The sequence below is a fragment of the Bacillus sp. FSL R5-0576 genome (genome assembly GCF_038004765.1).
Lineage (GTDB): Bacteria > Bacillota > Bacilli > Bacillales > Bacillaceae > Bacillus > Bacillus subtilis.
This window is the reverse complement of the sequence record NZ_JBBORU010000001.1, coordinates 1,308,592-1,326,978: the sequence shown is the minus strand read 5'-3', so window position 1 is coordinate 1,326,978 and position 18,387 is coordinate 1,308,592. Positions and strand designations below refer to the sequence as shown.

The window sequence follows — 18,387 nt, the reverse complement described above, 5'->3', positions numbered from 1 at the left end:
GCAATGCATTGTTCTGTCTTCCATTGTAACAGGTTTTACCGGTGTTTGCCTTTCACGACGCCTTCATTTTCTAATGCATTTTATTTCCTGCTCCTCTTCCTGTATACTGACAGTAACGTTCAATCGCAGGGGGGTTGTTCCGTTTGCTGATGAATTTTTTCAGACGAAAAGCAGTTATGCTCTTAACGGTTTTGGGAATTTCCGCTCCTTTTATCGGGATGAAGATGGTGGGCTTTTATTATTACAGCTCTATCATAGGCTGTGCAGCGGGTTTCCTTTGCTGCATCCTCGCTCTCATCCTAGTTATGAAAAGATCTGATAAAGACAAAAATGAAGGGAAAGCTTGATACATAAAAAGCCAGCAGCCTGATTAGGCTGCTGGTTTTATTTTAGGAGTCTTAAACCGTTTAGTATGACTAAAATCGTGCTGCCCTCATGACCAATCACGCCAAATGGCAATTCCATCGCCTGCAAAAAGTTTGCACAAATCAGCAGGCAGATTACAGCTAGAGAAAACACGATATTTTGTTTGATGATCCTGTTCATTTTCCGAGACAAGCGGCACATGTTTACGAGCTTTTTCAAATCGTTTTTCATGAGGACCATATCAGCGGTCTCAAGTGCTACATCTGTTCCGCCGCCCATCGCAATGCCGACATCCGCCGCTTTGAGTGCCGGCGCATCATTGATTCCGTCACCCACCATTGCAATCGTTCCGAATTCTTCTTTTAACCGTTTGATTTCATTCACTTTTTGGTCAGGCAGGCATTCTGCCACGACAGTTGTCATGCCGGCTTCCTTGGCAATCGCTTGAGCCGTGTCTTCGTGATCTCCTGTCAGCATGGCCGTTTTAATCCCAAGTCGGTTCAGTTCTTCCATGACCTCTTTTGCTTCAGGCCTGATTTGGTCCTTCAGTGCGATACAGCCTGCTATTTGATCATCCTTTTTCACAAATACAATTGTATGACCGCTTTGAATGACATCTGATGCTGTTTGTTTCATAAATTGTGCTGCCATTTCCTCGCCGATAAAACCTGCTTTACCGACCTTCCATTTCGCACCCGACACTTCTGCCATAACGCCAAACCCTGAGGTTTCTTCTATAGATATGTAGCCGGACTGATTCACGCCGCGGCTTTCAGCGTACGCCGTTATGGCTTGGGCGAGCGGATGGCTTGATTGCGTTTCGATGGCATAGACAGCCTCAAGAACTTCCGCTTCACTGAATCCTTCTGCTATTCTGATCGTCTCTACGGCAGGCTGGCCTTTTGTTACAGTTCCGGTTTTATCAAAGGCGATCATTTGCACTGAGCCCAGCTGTTCAAGAAAGACGCTTCCTTTCACAAGCATACCGTTGCGGGCGCCATTTGAAATCAGGGACAGCGCCGCCGGCATAATAGAGGCGACAAGCGCACAAGGTGACGCGACAACCATAAACACCATTGCGCGGTAGAAGGTTTCACTCCAGCTCCAGCCCAGCGCAAAGTGCGGGACGAATAAAAGGAGCGCCACCGCAATTAGCACACCTTTCACATAAGCATTTTCAAATCGTTCGATGAAAGCCTGAGCGGGTGAAACACTATTTTGCGCTGATTCAACCAGTTTGATAATTTTTCTGAATAACGAATCTTCATTTGCTTTCGTGACACGGACAGTCAAGGAGCCATTGCGATTCACCGTTCCTGTGAATACAGTGTCGCCTGTGTTTTTTTCTACAGGCATTGATTCACCTGTTAAAGCCGACTCGTCAAGACTTGTCGAGCCCGATTCAATGATACCGTCTGCCGCTACGCGTTCTCCAGGTTTGATCACGATCATATCACCGGCCTGCAAGTCTGAAACCGGAACTCTTTTGGTTTCACCATTGACCATCAATGTCGCTTCTTCAGGCTCAAGCTGCATTAAAGACGTTAAATCTCTGCTGCTTTTATTCATCGTGTATGTTTCTAAAGCTCCGCTTAAGGAAAAAATAAATATTAAAATAGCACCCTCTGCCCAGTATCCGATCAAGGCGGAACCAACGGCAGCGAAAATCATTAAAAGTTCTACATTCAGCGTTTTGGATTCGAGTGTTTCTTCGATTCCTTCCTTTGCTTTAGCAAATCCGCCGATCACAAAAGCCAGCAAGAAAAGTATTATGGATAATACCTGATATCCGGATAAGAGCCAGCCTGCCAAAATAAGAGCGCCTGATACAAGTGCTGCAATAAGCTCCGCGTGCTGTGCCCAGTTTTTTTCCCTCTTGTCTGTTTTCAATGGCTCATGCGGGTCGCGTTGAACGATAACTTGTTCATTCATATCGAATTCTCCTCTCTAATTGAGAACGTAAATCATCTTCATTTCTCTTATAAAAACAAAATCGCTGCCCAAAAGGCAGCTTTATCGTCAGTTATTTCTTGATGTCTTCCTTTATTATAGCACGCACGAAGAGAATTTCAATTATAATTATTTTAATTTCTTTTTGATAATAATTATCATTAATGTTTATTCACTTCTTCTCTATATGAAAAAAGCTGAGAGTCTATGCTCTCAGCTATTCTTCCGTCCATTCCTTCAGTTGTTCCGCCGTCATCGGGCCAATTTTTGTTTTTTCAATTTCTCCCTTTTCATTCAGCAAAAATGATGTTGGGATCGTAATGATATGATACTCCTTCATCAATTCCCCTTTTGAGTCAAGGACAATCGGGAACGTCAGCTTGTTTGCTTTAATAAAGTCTTCAACGACTTGCTGATTTTGTTCCGAATTCACTAAATTCACCGTTACCAGCTTTACACTGTCAGATGGATGGGCATCATAAAACGATTGAAACTGGGGAAGCTCCTTTTTGCAGGGCGGACACCATGACGTCCAAAAATGGAGAATTGTTTTTTGCCCTTTATTCGGAATCGAAATGTCCTCCCCTTCTATCGTTTTCATAAGAAAAACAGCGGGAACAGCAGGCTGTTTTTCCTCAGCTTGTGCCGCACCTGGAAACCATGCAATCAACCCTAATAACATAATGTATATAGTAAGCAAGCGCTTCGTCAACATGGAATCTTCCTTTCATGCTTTTCAATTAGCTTGCCCCTGCAGTTCCTATATCATCCTTCAATTCGCGGCGTTCTGGTCCCTCCCGTAAGGAATACGGATACCTTCAATGCTTTGCAGATCGTGGCATAGTGCAGGCTCGTCAAAAGAATCATGCCAGTGTTCATTCCAAGGATAATCCCGAGCATTTGCAGATTCTCCATTGATCCCAGTACATACATCATACTTAGCGCAACGATATGGCTCCATACATTGTGATAAAAAGCCTCTTTCACAAAACCCATCCCGATTAAGCACGCCTGCAGCGGCATGACAAACAGATGAAAGAGAAAGTAAGGCCACAACAGCTGCAAATAATACTGCGCTTCAGGAGAGTGAAAAAACAAATGCGTGAGAGGTCCCGCAAACTGGAACATGACCCAGACGGCAGGTATACCGTAACCTAATGTAATGAAAATCGACTGCTTCAGCCTTTTTAACACGATGTCATACTGAGAAAGTGCATAAGCTTCCGAAATACTCGGTATCATGACGACCATTAACGAATGGGCAATAAAAGCAGGGAACGACCCTATCGTCACAGCCACTCCTGCCAGCATTCCGTATTGATCGATCGCCGCTGTCCCGGCAACACCCGCAGCCAAAAGAGCTCCTTTTACTAAAAAGGGTTCAATTGCATTGACAACCGCATGAAAAATACGCAGTCCTGTTGTAGGAATTGAAACAGCAAGCAGTCTTTTCCTTACATCCTTTCCGCGCAAATGAATGTGCTGCTGGCCGGATAACGCCCGCCTTGCCATGATAAATTGTGAATATAAATAAACAAGCACGACCACATCACTCACGACCAGAACAAACAAGGAAATCAGCACGGCCATGTCCAATTCAAATGAGTACCATTGAAAAAAGAGGAATAAGCACAAGAGCTGGATGATTTTTTTCAGCACATTGGCAATTGCGATCTTCCCCATTTTCTGCACACCCATAAAGTAGCCCCTGGCGATTGAAGTAAAGGCGACAACAGGAATTAAGCCGATGACAATCCCTTTAATAAACGGGTGGTATGTATCAAATACCGGAATAAACGGAAGCGCAATACTAGCGGCAGCAGTAGAAAAAGCAGTAAAAATGGCTGTCATTCTGAAAGCGTGCCTCAGCATGCTTTCATGAAGCTTAGGATTTGACTCGGCAATGAATTTAGAAATGGATATCGGCAGTTCCAGGCTCGCGATGACAATAATTAAAAAGATCGTGGGCAAAATACTCATGTAAAGCCCCATCCCATGCTCGCCAAGCTCCCGCGCCAAAATCATATTGACGACAAATTCAAGGCATTCAGCGAAAAAGGCGGCAATGGATAAAAGAATGATCCCTTTCACAAATCGATTCATGATGTCTCTCCTTGTCTCTTGTACTACCAACATCATATGAGACAAGTTCAAAAATTATTTTATTTTTACTCTTTATATGAAAAAAAGCACAGCTGAGACAAATTGTCTCTTCTATGCTTAGACGGCAAAAACGTGTCTGCCGATTTTTTCTACGATTTTTCTTGAACGAATCCAATTATCTGACGCTGTTTTCGGATTATAAAAGAATATGGCATCTGTTTCTCTATTTTTTGAGGACAGCGCTTCTTCGGCAGCTTCAATCGATTCTTTATCAGGCTTTTGGTTAATGCTCCCGTTTGCGACCGGTTCAAAGGCGTTTTTCTGATAAATAACTCCTCTTATCGTATCAGGAAAACCTTTTTTCTCCGTCCTGTTCAGTACAACGCTTGCTACAGCGACCTTGCCTTTATATGATTCTCCTTTGGCCTCTGCGTGAACGAGACGGGACAGCAACTCTTTTTCAGACTGTGTATATGTTTCTTTCTCATCATTTGTTTTGTTCGGTTTATCTTTCTCTTTCTTTTCAGTGTGTGCTGATAGCTTAATCGGTTTTATTTTCTTGTCTTTATCAGCAGACAGTGAAGGGAAAGATTCATTCGTATTTCGATCTATATGTGTAAGCCATTTCGCTTCTTCATGTTTTGTCTTCTTTGCGCTCAGTAGTGAAGCTTGTGTATGCTCAATTTTGGCTGCAGGCATGAAACAAAGAAGAAAAACAGCCAGAGCAGTGAATTTCGTTGTCATACAGTTTCCTCCTTAAAGTGCTCCAAAAAACACTTCATAACCTTAACAAGAGATCCATTCATTTTCACGGAAAAAGATTTTCCAACTCTCCCAAGGAGGTATCAGGATGGAATAAAGAGGATGACTCACTGCTTAATGGCAAAAAAACAGTCTGAAATTCTATAAATATTGTAAAATTAAAACATGTTTATCCATCTTTGACACTTTACATTTTATTTACACCTGTTACAGACAGCTGTAATAAAAGGCTTGTATTCTGTCATATATGATAAAAAGGCTTCTCACGTATGAGAAACCTTCAGCTTCTTGGCTGTTCTAAGTATTGAAAAATAACATCTCCGCCTTGCTGGGCAATTCCTCGGAAATGTTTAAAATCATCTTGTTTAGATAACACGGCCCTGAAATCAAGAAAATGCTCTTTCTGGACTCTCAGTTCGTTTATGGCGCCGGTGCGCAGCTGTTCAATCATTTCTGTTATTTCTTCGGGTCGCAACAAAAATTCCCCCCTTTTCTTTCTATTGACGAAAATCAATATATCATCTTTATAGCGACAGAACAATTCATAAGGGAGATAAAACTCCTTATCGCTTTACTTCTCAATGAAAATACTGCAAAATACTTTCAAAAGGCATTATTATGTTTAAAGGAGAGGAAGCTTGTGAAAATCGCTAAGGTTGGGAATGTCATTGAATTTAAAAACGGATTAACCGGTGTTGTTGAAAAAGTAAATGAGAATTCTGTTATCGTTGATGTGACGATCATGGATAACTATCGGGATCTTGAGTTAGATTCATTGACAGTTGTTAATCATAAAAATTATAAGATCATCAGAGACTCCTATTAAAACCTCCTTATTTCCACATTTATTCAAAAAACTGCAAGACGGACAATTTAACACCTTACATATGAAATTCGCTTTCTCAAAAGCTGCCGGCCGGCAGCTTTTTTACATAAAAAACACCGATCATGAATCGGCGTTTTTGTCTATTTCCGTTATTTCTATATAGAACTCGCTGACGGCCCCTGGTTCGTACAGGTTGGTCAATGATGTTGAATAATTTGTCATTTCCCCCCGGAAGGCAAGATCGCGTTCCGGAACCTCGACATTAAACGTTTTTTCATACAACAGGACAGCGATATCATGGTAAGTCTCACTCGTAACGTTTAAGGTAAATGCAATTTTTCGCTTCGGCTCGCTCTCCTCTTGATATGCAGCCATTTCTAACGTTACATTGTTTAACCGCAATGTCTTCACTTCATATCACTCCTTTATAGTCCATGCATCTTAGCATACCTTAGCGAATGTTTACAATGAATCTGTTCTTAACGGTTATATGAACCAATTCATTCGAAAAGACATCTTTACAAACATACGTTCGTTAAATTATAATAAAACAGACGAGCTGCCATCCAGCATCCCGTCTTTTCATTAGAAAGCGGCGAGTGGAATTCCCCCCCGGATTCGCTCGTCTTTTTTATGTAAAAACCGCCTCATTTCTAAGGAGAAACTATATGGTCGATTATCAACAAGTCATGTTTCACCATGCGTACCTTGGCGCCTTGGATTTCCCCATCCTTTAATGAGAGCGGTCAATCAATTCTCATCATGTTTTTTAGATAAACCAGCATCCATTCAGGAAGTATATGAGTGTATGCTTTTAAAGTTCTAGTTATTCGTGCGCTTCCATATCGATCCTGAACAATTCTGAATGAAACGCAATAATCCTGCTATCAAGGTAGCATGTGTATGACTTGAATCATGGAAGCAGAATAAATTCAACACATCCGTAATTACTTGAAATGCGTACTATAACATAAGTTTGAATGTGTATTTCAAGCCCAATGTAATGCCTCGTATAGAACATTTCGGGAGAAGGGCCTATGGAATGCCCTCACTGTTTTACCCGCACCCGTAATAAACTCCTTTCAGTATGTCCATTTAGAGATTCATTGCAATTATCTTCGAATTTTTTTCTGAACTATAAATCATTATATATTTTTAAACACTGTATTCCAGACTGACACATCTTCTTGTCCAAGACTCCAGCTGCCAAGACCTTTCAGATTATATTTTTGAGCGAGTTTTATTTTTGCTCTGAGTGACTGTTCATTTTCAAACCATAATGTATATGTTCCCGAAGGCAACGGCCCCTTGTTATTGTGATTGACAGTAAAAATAGCTTTTGGAGATTGACTCTTGGTGTCAAAAATAATTGTCCCGCTATGCCTTTTTACTAAGGAGTCAACAAGGTAAAGGGGAATGGCTTGAGAGGCAGATTGGCCTTCCATCCAGCAGCGGCCATAGAATGGCAATCCTAAAACTAGTTTTTGAGGAGAGATTTTTTGGGTCAGAACATATTGAATGGACTTTTCCACCCATCCTACACTTGCGGTAGGCCCAGCAAGACGGCTTTCATCATAGGCCATAACCATAAGATAATCTGCATATTTAGCTAAATACTCGTAATCATATGATCCGTGCCAGCCCTTCGTCCAGCCAAAAGGATTTGCCGCCACTGCAACTGATACTTCTTTATGTCTAGGAATACTTTTCCTTACTAATCTAATAAAATCTGTAAATAGATTCCGATCTTTTTCTGTAAGGTTTTCTATATCGATATTAACTCCGTCCAAATCCAGTTCTTCTATTGCATGAGAAATTTGTTTAGCTAAAAGAACTCGGTTCATTAATGCAAATCGTCCCAAATCCTGATCCCAATGATTGCTTAGAAAAGGAACTACTTTTAATTTTCTTCTATGAAGAGCTTTAATCACATCGGGATTAGCTGAACGGAGAAGTAATGATCCATCTTTTCTGATATAGAAAAAATCAGGAGACACAACATTTAATACTCCGTTCGTTTGATCAACGTGTTGAATAAAATCCCATCCTAATCCAGAATAGAAATAGCTCATTTGAAACATCTCATAACCCCTTCATCCCCAAAAATATCAAGTTCCCCACAAATAAAAAAATGAGGATTGTCATTTCAATTTGATTCGTTTCCGAAACCTCAAAGATTATCTTTCTCTTATCTTTATAATTTGTCCAGGATAAATTCTATCTGAAGAAAGCTTATTAAGATTCATAAGTTGTTGTACTGGAATTTTAAAGGATTTGGCAATCGTCCATAATGTATCGCCGGATTCCACATGATATACTTCGTATGTCACTGGAAATTCCATATAACGAGGCGTTCTTTTTACTTTATTCGCTTGATTTCTTATTTTTGGTATTTTCCCCTTCATTCATATTACTCTCCTTTAGAAAAATTTGTTATTAATATTTCTAAACAGTTTCTCTCTAATCTTAATGATTTGTCCAGCATATATTTGATCTGATTTGAAATGATTAAGCTCCATGAGTTGCTGCAGGGAAACGTTATACTTCCTGGAAATTATTGATAATGTTTCACCGGGAGTAACATGATGGATCACGTATTTTTCTTTGAGAACATCTACATAATGAATGGTTTCCCCTAAGTTTCTTATAATTCCTCTGCTTTTTAGCACCTCAAGCATTCTCTCGGCTCTATGCCGATAGGAATCATTCTTTACAGCCTTTTTACCGTTTATCTGAATCTTTTTTCTCTCGCTATCATGATTCAAATAGTATTTAACCTTTTCCAATGTTTCTTTTGGGGAGGAAGAAACGATGAGATCGCGGCCAGGTTTGAATTTACCTCGAACTGCTGGTGTAGCCGATGTCAATAAAAACCCCCCGGAACCAAGAATCTCATAGGTGCGTTGCGTAAGTTGGCTTTCACAGTTTTGCAAACCGATAATGATTTTTGCTGAACTGTAAACTTTATATGCTTCAGTATAATCAAGGTATCCATGGATCCAATTGCGGGGAATTTCTCTTCCTATATATTTACTCATTTTTTCCCAGTTTCTCCCCCAAAAATCAATACGAATACCTTTCCGTATAAGAGGACGAATAAGCGTTTTTAAAGAGGACGAACGGAACACATCCGGATGTTCTTCAAGAAAATTAGGGTAAGCATTAGCCACCACCGCTATATCACAACTGTATTTTGCTAATGGTTTAATCTGGTGATGTATACTTTCGTGAAATGCAAAGTCTAAGTGAGCTGCTTTAATCCCCATGCTTTCATAAGTTTTACACAGAGAAGGCGTAACCGTGAAAACAAAATCCGGTTTCATCTTTTTAATTAACGGGATAGTAAAGTTTTGAGTGTGCAGCGGGTCTTCAGTTGCCCAATAAACGAGAGGGATATTCACCTTTTTAGTAGCGCTGCGAATCCAGGCCTGCTTTTCCCTTGAATGCTCTGGTGTCCATCCCATAGATACTATTAGATCTGGTTTAAATTCGTCTATCATTTCAGTGATATTTTCCCGACTTACAGGACCGGAAATCATTACGGTATGTCCTGCTTCCCTAAACCCATTCGGTAAACCATAGAGCCACATGGGATGACTCTCAAGGAAAAGAATTTTCACACATTTCCATCCTCTCTTTCACTTTTTAATGTCTACTTTATTGGTATGTATATGTAATATAACTTGTCGCGGTACTAGTCTATAAAAAAACGTTCAGGTGTGAGATCACGTGATAGCTTGTGTGGGATGCCCCCCAAAAAAAGAAAGCAACCTACAACATATTTTCCTATGTGGTTATTCAGGACATAAGGATTCCTTTAAATATTTTCAAAAGTATTAGAATACAAGGACAGGGATATTATTTTTTATTAAAAGTCAAGAGCCCCCGTTACTTTAAGTACATTTATTCACAAAGTAATCTTTTTTACAGGTCATTTAGTGGTAGCCCCAGGAAAATGCGAATTTACAACGTTAATCAAATTCAAACATAAAAAAGTCGAATTCCCTGTCCTTTAAGGAAAACGACTTTTTTATGCGACTTCTTCAAGTAAATCCCCATTAACCTTTTTTGGGGACTATTTGTAATCTCTGTGCAGTGAAATTATACCTGTGCTAGCCCGCCATCTACGAACAATTCAACACCCGTCAAGTAACTGCTTTCGTCTGAAGCAAGGAAAGATACAGCGTTTGCTACTTCTTCAGGTGTCCCAACTTTTCCAGCTGGAACAGTATTTCTGCTATTTTCCATTACTTCTTCAAGTGCATCACCAAAAAGCTCATCGTAGGCAGGTGTAAGAATACCTCCTGGACTAACCACATTTACACGGATTTCAGTACCTTTTAGGTCAAGAATCCAGTTGCGAACCAGTGCTCTTAATGCTGCTTTAGATGCTCCATATACACTAAACGCTGGGTTGCCAATTGATCCAGCAGTAGAGCCCGTTACAATAATAGAACCTACTTTGTTCGGGAATAGTGATAACGCTTTTTGAACAGTAAAGATGGTTCCTTTAACGTTAATGTCGAACGTTCTATCAACCTGCTCTTCAGTAATTTCACCTAATGGAAGGAAGTTGCCGATGCCTGCATTAGCAAAAAGAATGTCCAACTTACCTTTTTCCTGCTTTATAATGTCATATAGTTTGTCTAAGTCTTCAAGCTTAGAAATATCACCTTGAACACCGGTTACGTTCTTGCCAATTTGGTTAACAGCTTTATCAAGTTCGTTTTGTCTACGTCCCGTGATATAAACATATGCACCTTCGTTTACAAATTTTTGTGCTGTAGCAAGACCAATCCCACTTGTTCCACCCGTTACAAGTGCTATTTTACCTTCAAATTTACCCATACTTAACACTCCTTTAGAATTAATTTTATTTTATGTCTAGTACCTTTAAGTACTTGAAGAACAACTTACAAGATATAGTATCCTTCAGTAAGCACATTATCGGAAGTACCCACTTTTTTGTGATATAGTAACTAAAAAGTAATAAATGTGGAATGGAGAGCTTTAGACAATGAAAAAATTTAGTTGTGGGTTTGAAGTGACAAAGGAAGTTATTGGCGGAAAATGGAAAGGCCTTGTATTATACTTTTTAATGAATGGACCAAAGAGAACGAGTGAATTAAAGCGCATTATCCCAAATATAACTCAGAAAATGCTGATTCAAACACTTAGAGAGCTTGAAGCCAGTGGACTTGTGAGCAGAAAGATGTATAATCAAGTACCGCCGAAGGTTGAATATTCATCCACTGAACTTGGAGAATCTCTTAAACCTATCTTGCAGGAGCTCTGTCAATGGGGAAGCCATTATGCAGAGCAAGAGTATACAGAAGGTGAATATGAAATTGTACAACCAGAACAACTAAGTTAGTATTGATGTAGCTGCTGAAGTAAATGCTAAACAACTTCAATACCATCACCTAACAGATGAAGAACAGTCAGAAATAAATGAGATATTCAATTTTGAAAGTGAAGTTCTAATAAGAAGTGTCATCGACTATATTCAGGAGAACTTTGATGAAATTCAAAAAAGAGCTGTTTCAAATGTTAAAGAGAAGGTTCAGAAACTTAGCCAAAAAATAAATGAAGATATTGATAATAATATTTAATGCCTATGATCTCTAGATAGGCATTTTTTCATTCGGATAAAAAAGAAAAGACGTACAAATTGTACGCCTTAATCTGCTTCTGTACTATCAATTTTTCACTGCATAAAAGTCACAGTTCAGGTTGCACCTCAGGTGACACTTTTTAATACAATTTCCATGAGTAGAGCCATTTTCAGGTTTGACTTTTCCCACTTTTATTGAGCTTAGTGCGGGTCACACTCCGGTCACAATTCGCTGTGACTCGGTCACAATTCCGCTGAAAATTAGCACTGAATGTTCGGATTTTACTGTGACTCCACTTCGTTTCACACTCCGTATCACACAACGGAATAATTAACGATTATCAATCGTCTCCGGATACAAATCATGATTCATCATGCGGTACTCGGCCATTTTCTCATATTTCGTGCCAGGTTTTCCGTAGTTTGTGTACGGATCGATGGAAATTCCGCCTCTTGGCGTGAATTTGCCCCATACTTCGATGTAGCGCGGGTCCATTAATTCAATCAAGTCATTCATGATGATATTCATGCAGTCCTCGTGGAAGTCACCATGGTTTCTGAAGCTGAATAGATACAGCTTTAATGATTTGCTTTCAACCATTTTTTCATCAGGAATGTAGCTGATGTAGATTGTCGCAAAGTCAGGCTGGCCTGTTTTAGGACATAAAGATGTGAATTCCGGGCAATTGAATTTTACAAAGTAATCACGGTTTACATGTTTATTCGGGAAGGATTCCAGCACGTCCGGTGCATATTCGAACAAATAATTTGTACCTTGATTGCCTAGCAATGTTACACCTTCTAATTCTGATTCTTTTCTTGTCGTCATGTTCATCTTCCTTTCTATTATACTCCGCGTTTGTTGCCCCATAACAGGGTGTGCAGCTGCGGGAGCACTCTGACGAGATTCAGCTCCGCATCGACAGCTACCTTATCAACAAGCGCTTCATATTTTCCAAGCAAATGTGCAATCAGTGACTGATCATCTGTCGTATGCACGTCATCATTTCCGACTTGTAAATAAAACGGGATTCCCGGATACCGCTTGTGCACAGTTTTAGCAAATTCCAGATCTTCATCATTAAAGATGACAACCTTCAAGCTGACAGCATGCTGTCTATCATTCTCTTGAAGTGAAGTTAAAATGTGGTCAAGCTTTTGAAAGTTCGTTACCATTTTTGAGCTTGGCGGTTTTGGAGAAATTGTCAGGTCATCAATCAGCGTAAACCAATCCTGATAAACGGTCCCTTGAGTTTCAAGCGCTGCACGGATGTTATTTTCCTTCAGCAGTTCAATAAAAGCATCCAGCTGTTTTAACAGGGCCGGGTTGCCGCCTGAGATCGTTACATGAGAAAACGCGTCTCCCCCAATGTCCTTAAGCTCCGCAAAAATCTCCTCCGCCGTCATCCAGCGAATATCTTTTTTAGCAGACCCGTCCCAAGTGAAGGCGGAGTCACACCAGCTGCAGGAATAATCGCAGCCGGCTGTCCGGACGAACATCGTTTTCTGTCCAATCACCATGCCTTCTCCTTGAATCGTCGGGCCGAAAATTTCTAATACAGGAATTCCTTTAGCCATTCAAACCACCCTTTTTCGGACGGTAGACACAGTAGCTTGTCGGTGTTTCACGGACAAACACCTGTACACAGGTCGGCTTATTCTCCAAAGTGTCTAAATAAGCCTGCACCTTGTCATAAATCGTTTTCGCCACGACTTCAGTTGTCGGCAGCGAATACCGGTCATCCTGAGAAAAATCTTCATGATCATTTAATAGCGTATGATCATAGTTTCCGTGCACCAGTTTTTTGAGTACGCTGAAATTGACAAGAAAGCCTGAATCGTCAAGTTCGTCGCCGGCAACGGTTATATTTACGGTATACGTATGCCCGTGAACCCTGCTGCACGCTCCCGCACTTTCCCGAGGGATAAAATGAGCGGCTGAGATATGCATGTCCTTATTCAGTTCAAACGAATATGGATGCTGGGCCTGCGGATAAATTTGAGATAACAATTTATGCACGCTCTCCTTTCATCATCATATATTCTTCATAACCTTTTGAACGAAGGTGACATGCCGGACATTCGCCGCAGCCGTCTGCGATGATGCCGTTATAGCATGTCAGCGTGTTGTTTTTCACAAAATCCAGCGCGCCAAGCTCATCTGCAAGCTTCCACGTTTCCGCCTTATTGAGCCACATGAGAGGCGTGTGGATCACAAACGGCTTCTCCATTGCCAGATTTACCGTGACATTGCAAGATTTCACGAATTCGTCACGGCAGTCAGGATAACCGCTGAAGTCTGTCTCGCAAACTCCTGTAATAATGTGGCGCGCGCCAATTTGGTAAGCCAGGATAGACGCAAAGGATAAGAAAACCAAATTGCGGCCTGGAACGAATGTGGATGGCAGTTCTCCGTCTTTTACTTCTATCTCAATATCATTTCTAGTCAGGGCATTCGGTGCAAGCTGATTTAAAAGTGACATATCAAGCAAATGATTTTTCACACCAAGCTTTTCCGCAATGGATTTTGCCACTTCAATTTCCTGCGAATGTCGCTGATTATAATGAAAAGTCACCGTTTCGACTTCTTCGAATTCTTTTAAGGCCCACAGTAAGCATGTTGTGCTGTCTTGACCGCCGCTAAATACGACAATTGCTTTTTCTTTTTTCATGATTCCTCTCCTTCTCCGCAATAAAAACGTCGGCGAGAGATATCGCTACAGCTAATTCACGCAAAAAAACACCTTTTTTCGGAAGGTGCTCTAGAAAAACATAAAAAAGGCCGTATCCAAGGATACAGCTCGTCCTTAGTTTTTTATAGAGGGTGTAGCTAGAACCTCTCCCGCATATCGCACGGATTTTCTTCAATTTTTTCACTTCTGCTATCTTACCATAATGTTGTTTTTCTTGACAATAAAAAAGTCAGTCCCCGGTTCCTAGATCAATTATCGCTCTATAGTGACGGTTCGTTTCATTATATATATTTATAAACTGCGCCGCCGAGGAGCTTTTTTGCAAAGCAAAGCGCCTATGAAGGCCAGGCTCACATAGCCAAACAAGGGATAAATCGTTGAAATAAGCCTGCCGTACCCTATTTGGCTCGTAATATAAGCCGTGATCATAATGGCTGCAAAGATATATTTGCTTTTCACTGGAAGAAAGCTTTGCACTTGTTTTTCTAATCCATATAGATTACCGATAACTGATGTAAACACTTCTCCGAAAATAATGAGTAAGTAAATCAAATGGACAGATCGTGCAAAGAGATAAACCACTTGCGCCATCGGTATATCATACAAAAATACATCCGGAAGAGTCGACAAAGACAGAAAACTCGCGGACAGCACAATCGTCAGCATCGTGCCTCCGATTAAAGCGCCTTTTTTTATCACTTTCTCCGATGACATTTCATTCGCCAGCGGAACCAAAACAGCTTGGGCAAGCGATAAATTTAAAGCCCCGTAAGAAACTGCTGATAACAGCCAATCCCAGCGATGTGGCCAGACCCACTGAGCTGCGTTACGTGATTCGCTGAATATAAAAGAGTCGGCCACCACAATCATTGAAAAGATGATTAAAAGAGGAACAACAAACACATTGACACCGAAAATGCCCTTTACTCCTCTAGTCATCACAATTAAGCTCAGACCGATTGTAATGAGCATCCCAATCTGAGCGGACATCCCCAGCTGTTCCTCAAAAAGCGCCCCTGCCCCTGAAAGCATAACAGATGTAACTCCAAGGAGAACAAACAGCATAAATACATTGATAATCCGCCCAGCCGTCGCCCCGAACAAAAATATGTTCATTTCTTGATATGACTTGGCATTGATTCGCTTTGAAATGATCATCAGCTTGGCCCCCAGTAACGTAAACATTCCGCCGCTGACGAGAATGCCGAATAAACCGAACCAGCCGAACTTCAGAAAAAACTCAACAATTTCCCTCCCAGTCGCAAATCCAGCTCCGACTACTGTGCCGACATACACAAAAGCAAGCTGACTTGCAGACCCTTTTGATTGTTCCATTTCTTCCCTCCGAACGAACCGCAGTTTTGTCCATATATGCCTTTTTATAACCTATGAGACAAGTTCCTTGAAAAGACGAAGAAAACATGTTTTACTTTGTAACAAATCAAAAATTTTTGTGCATAAGACTTGAAAGTCAAAGATAGTCAGAGTATACTATTAATCAAAGTTGGTCAAACAAACCGGCCTTTTTTAAAAATCAATTGGTCAAAGATAGTCAAATATTCAGTCTGCTTTGAGCATATTGGTTTGAATGCCGTTAAGTTTGCCGTATACTAATAGTCAAAGAAGGTCAAATCCAATAGACCTTTTTATTCACTTTCATTGGTCAAAGATGATCAAATTATTAAGGAGGTTTTGGCAAATGCGTTGTCAACATTGTCATCAAAACGAGGCGACGATTCGCCTTAACATGCAAATAAATTCCGTTCATAAACAGATGGTTCTTTGTGAAACTTGCTATAACGAACTGACCCGTAAACCTTCAATGAGTATGGGTCCTCAATCTTTCGGATTTCCGTTTGAACAGGCATTCCAGCCGAAAGAACAGAGCGCAGCAAAACAAAGCGAAAAAAAAGGGTTGCTTGATGAGCTGGCTCAAAATATTACAAACGGTGCAAAAGCCGGTCTCATTGACCCCGTCATCGGCCGTGATGATGAAGTGGCGCGAGTGATCGAAATTCTAAACCGCCGGAACAAAAACAATCCGGTTCTTATTGGTGAGCCGGGTGTAGGGAAAACTGCCATCGCTGAAGGGCTCGCTTTAAAAATTGCTGAAGGTGATGTTCCAAACAAACTGAAAAACAAAGAGCTATATTTGCTTGATGTTGCATCCCTTGTTGCAAACACAGGGATCAGAGGCCAATTTGAGGAGAGAATGAAACAGCTGATCACTGAGCTGAAGGAACGAAAAAATGTCATTCTGTTCATTGATGAAATTCACCTTCTCGTCGGCGCAGGCTCTGCAGAAGGATCAATGGACGCCGGCAACATTCTCAAACCGGCCCTAGCCAGAGGCGAACTGCAAGTCATTGGCGCGACAACACTGAAAGAATATCGTCAAATCGAAAAAGATGCCGCGCTGGAAAGACGTTTTCAGCCTGTCATGGTGCAGGAGCCTTCAATTGAACAGGCTATCCTCATTCTGCAAGGGATTAAAGACAAATACGAGGCATACCATAGCGTAACATTCAGTGATGAAGCAATCAAAGCGTGTGTCACTTTATCATCCCGCTACATTCAGGACAGACACCTGCCGGATAAAGCAATTGATTTATTAGATGAAGCAGGTTCAAAAGCCAACCTGTTAATTGATGAACTGAATGATGAGGATGCCGCTGAACGCTTAACTGCAATTGAAGCCGAAAAAACAAAAGCCCTGGAAGAAGAAAATTACGAACTGGCGGCAAAACTCCGTGATGAAGAACTCGCATTGGAGAAAAAACTGAACAGCTCCTCCGCTCATACCGCTGTCACTGTGGAAGCTGAGCACATTCAGGAAATTATTGAACAAAAAACAGGCATCCCTGTCGGCAAACTGCAGGCAGACGAACAAACGAAAATGAAAGAGCTTGAAGCAAAACTTCATGAACGCGTGATCGGACAAGAAGCCGCTGTTCAAAAAGTGGCAAAAGCGGTAAGACGAAGCCGCGCCGGATTAAAATCCAAAAACAGACCAGTCGGCTCCTTCCTCTTCGTAGGTCCTACCGGCGTAGGGAAAACAGAGCTTTCTAAAACACTGGCAGATGAATTATTCGGCACAAAAGACGCTATTATCCGACTCGATATGAGCGAATACATGGAGAAACACGCCGTATCTAAAATTATCGGTTCACCGCCTGGATATGTCGGCCATGAGGAAGCTGGACAATTAACTGAGAAAGTGCGCCGCAATCCTTACAGCATTGTGTTGCTGGATGAGATTGAAAAAGCACACCCAGACGTTCAGCATATGTTCCTGCAAATTATGGAGGATGGCCGTCTGACAGACAGCCAAGGCAGAACCGTAAGCTTCAAAGACACAGTGATCATCATGACAAGTAATGCGGGTGCTGGTGAGAAACAAACGAAAGTCGGTTTCCAATCAGATGACAGTGTCATCGAAGAACAAACATTAATTGATTCACTGAGCATGTTCTTTAAACCTGAGTTCCTCAACCGTTTTGACAGCATTATTGAGTTCCGCTCATTGGAAAAAGAACATCTTGTCAAAATCGTCAGCCTTCTTCTTGGAGAACTTGAAGAAACATTGGCTGAACGGGGCATTAGCTTGAATGTGACAGATGAAGCGAAAGAAAAAATCGCTGAGCTGGGCTACCACCCTTCATTCGGTGCACGTCCGCTTAGAAGAACCATCCAAGAATGGGTTGAGGATGAAATGACCGATCTGCTGCTTGATAATGGCGAGATCACAAGTTTTCACGTGATTTTAGAAGATGATAAAATCAAAGTGCGAGCGAAATAACAATCAGCGGTTTCCTTAAAGGAAGCCGCTTTTTTTATGCTTTCATACTCTTGACTTAGAAAATACGGTCCCTTTCCCTGAAGCGCTACTTCCCTTCATCCTTTACACTTTTTTTAAGGAGGGATGGAACATGTTTATATACAGTGAATATGTATTTCTACTATTATACGAATACCATCTGAAGGACAGCTTGCAAGAAAGCTGCCAATTTCAGTAGACCCCCGGGCTTTTCAATTTTGGAGAGCCCGTTTTTGTTTATTTCTCCCTTCTATGC

Annotated in this window: 19 protein-coding genes and 1 riboswitch; of the genes, 4 read left to right on the top strand and 15 right to left on the bottom strand. The window is 41.1% G+C overall.

Features of this window, described 5'->3' with window-relative positions:
* Positions 1–143: 143 nt before the first annotated feature.
* Positions 144–347 (top strand): hypothetical protein, encoded by a 204-nt coding sequence (locus NX903_RS06910; protein ID WP_014476643.1) that lies wholly within the window; start codon positions 144–146, stop codon positions 345–347.
* 37 nt (positions 348–384) lie between these two features.
* Here NX903_RS06910 and pfeT read toward each other — a convergent pair whose 3' ends face one another.
* From pfeT to NX903_RS06885, 5 genes are all read right to left on the bottom strand, one after another.
* Positions 385–2,298, bottom strand: a complete 1,914-nt coding sequence (gene pfeT / locus NX903_RS06905; protein WP_086343778.1) for a metal-transporting ATPase PfeT — start codon at positions 2,296–2,298, stop codon at positions 385–387.
* Positions 2,299–2,533: 235 nt separating this feature from the next.
* Positions 2,534–3,031 (bottom strand): sporulation thiol-disulfide oxidoreductase StoA, encoded by a 498-nt coding sequence (gene stoA / locus NX903_RS06900; RefSeq protein WP_003245444.1) that lies wholly within the window; start codon positions 3,029–3,031, stop codon positions 2,534–2,536.
* A gap of 50 nt (positions 3,032–3,081) precedes the next feature.
* Positions 3,082–4,419: a sporulation protein YkvU gene (gene ykvU / locus NX903_RS06895; RefSeq protein ID WP_003245552.1), complete on the bottom strand. Its 1,338-nt coding sequence runs from the start codon at positions 4,417–4,419 to the stop codon at positions 3,082–3,084.
* 117 nt (positions 4,420–4,536) lie between these two features.
* Positions 4,537–5,163 carry a cell wall hydrolase gene (locus NX903_RS06890; protein ID WP_015252205.1) on the bottom strand — a complete coding sequence of 209 codons (627 nt, stop codon included), beginning with the start codon at positions 5,161–5,163 and terminating at the stop codon, positions 4,537–4,539.
* A 298-nt stretch (positions 5,164–5,461) separates the two neighbouring features.
* Entirely contained in the window at positions 5,462–5,656 is a 195-nt protein-coding gene (locus tag NX903_RS06885) for a hypothetical protein (protein ID WP_003218622.1), read from the bottom strand.
* A gap of 165 nt (positions 5,657–5,821) precedes the next feature.
* Between NX903_RS06885 and NX903_RS06880 the strand changes: the two genes are divergently transcribed.
* Positions 5,822–6,007 (top strand): YkvS family protein, encoded by a 186-nt coding sequence (locus tag NX903_RS06880; RefSeq protein ID WP_003232446.1) that lies wholly within the window; start codon positions 5,822–5,824, stop codon positions 6,005–6,007.
* 120 nt (positions 6,008–6,127) lie between these two features.
* On the opposite strand, the gene NX903_RS06875 is transcribed toward NX903_RS06880, so the two are convergent.
* The 5 genes from NX903_RS06875 to NX903_RS06855 form a co-directional block, all read right to left on the bottom strand.
* Positions 6,128–6,418 carry a YkvR family protein gene (locus NX903_RS06875; RefSeq protein ID WP_003245399.1) on the bottom strand — a complete coding sequence of 97 codons (291 nt, stop codon included), beginning with the start codon at positions 6,416–6,418 and terminating at the stop codon, positions 6,128–6,130.
* 734 nt (positions 6,419–7,152) lie between these two features.
* Entirely contained in the window at positions 7,153–8,088 is a 936-nt protein-coding gene (locus NX903_RS06870) for a glycosyl hydrolase family 18 protein (RefSeq protein WP_124059804.1), read from the bottom strand.
* A 96-nt stretch (positions 8,089–8,184) separates the two neighbouring features.
* Positions 8,185–8,412 carry a LysM peptidoglycan-binding domain-containing protein gene (locus NX903_RS06865; protein WP_017695061.1) on the bottom strand — a complete coding sequence of 76 codons (228 nt, stop codon included), beginning with the start codon at positions 8,410–8,412 and terminating at the stop codon, positions 8,185–8,187.
* A 15-nt stretch (positions 8,413–8,427) separates the two neighbouring features.
* Complete coding sequence (ykvP, locus tag NX903_RS06860; protein ID WP_086343776.1) at positions 8,428–9,627, bottom strand: spore protein YkvP; 1,200 nt, start codon at positions 9,625–9,627, stop codon at positions 8,428–8,430.
* 481 nt (positions 9,628–10,108) lie between these two features.
* On the bottom strand, positions 10,109–10,855 hold the full coding sequence (locus NX903_RS06855) for an SDR family NAD(P)-dependent oxidoreductase (RefSeq protein WP_086343775.1): 747 nt from the start codon (positions 10,853–10,855) through the stop codon (positions 10,109–10,111).
* A gap of 169 nt (positions 10,856–11,024) precedes the next feature.
* On the opposite strand from NX903_RS06855, the gene NX903_RS06850 reads away from it, so the two are divergent.
* Positions 11,025–11,381 carry a winged helix-turn-helix transcriptional regulator gene (locus NX903_RS06850; protein ID WP_086343774.1) on the top strand — a complete coding sequence of 119 codons (357 nt, stop codon included), beginning with the start codon at positions 11,025–11,027 and terminating at the stop codon, positions 11,379–11,381.
* Between the two features lie 571 nt (positions 11,382–11,952).
* On the opposite strand, the gene queF is transcribed toward NX903_RS06850, so the two are convergent.
* The 5 genes from queF to NX903_RS06825 form a co-directional block, all read right to left on the bottom strand.
* Positions 11,953–12,450, bottom strand: coding sequence for a preQ(1) synthase (queF, locus tag NX903_RS06845; protein WP_003218613.1), 498 nt, complete (start codon positions 12,448–12,450; stop codon positions 11,953–11,955).
* Between the two features lie 17 nt (positions 12,451–12,467).
* Positions 12,468–13,199, bottom strand: coding sequence for a 7-carboxy-7-deazaguanine synthase QueE (gene queE, locus NX903_RS06840; protein WP_003232460.1), 732 nt, complete (start codon positions 13,197–13,199; stop codon positions 12,468–12,470).
* Positions 13,192–13,641: a 6-carboxytetrahydropterin synthase QueD gene (queD, locus tag NX903_RS06835; protein ID WP_080009794.1), complete on the bottom strand. Its 450-nt coding sequence runs from the start codon at positions 13,639–13,641 to the stop codon at positions 13,192–13,194. The genes queE and queD overlap by 8 nt, the downstream gene beginning before the upstream one ends.
* Entirely contained in the window at positions 13,634–14,293 is a 660-nt protein-coding gene (gene queC / locus NX903_RS06830; RefSeq protein WP_032725593.1) for a 7-cyano-7-deazaguanine synthase QueC, read from the bottom strand. Before queC ends, queD begins: the two co-directional genes overlap by 8 nt.
* Positions 14,294–14,422: 129 nt before the next feature.
* A riboswitch (PreQ1 riboswitch) is annotated at positions 14,423–14,467 on the bottom strand.
* A gap of 138 nt (positions 14,468–14,605) precedes the next feature.
* A complete protein-coding gene (locus tag NX903_RS06825; RefSeq protein WP_015383514.1) occupies positions 14,606–15,649 on the bottom strand; it encodes a YkvI family membrane protein in 1,044 nt (347 codons plus the stop codon).
* Between the two features lie 364 nt (positions 15,650–16,013).
* Here NX903_RS06825 and clpE point away from each other — a divergent pair, with 364 nt between their 5' ends.
* On the top strand, positions 16,014–18,113 hold the full coding sequence (clpE, locus tag NX903_RS06820) for an ATP-dependent protease ATP-binding subunit ClpE (protein ID WP_086343773.1): 2,100 nt from the start codon (positions 16,014–16,016) through the stop codon (positions 18,111–18,113).
* The last annotated feature ends 274 nt before the right edge of the window (positions 18,114–18,387 follow it).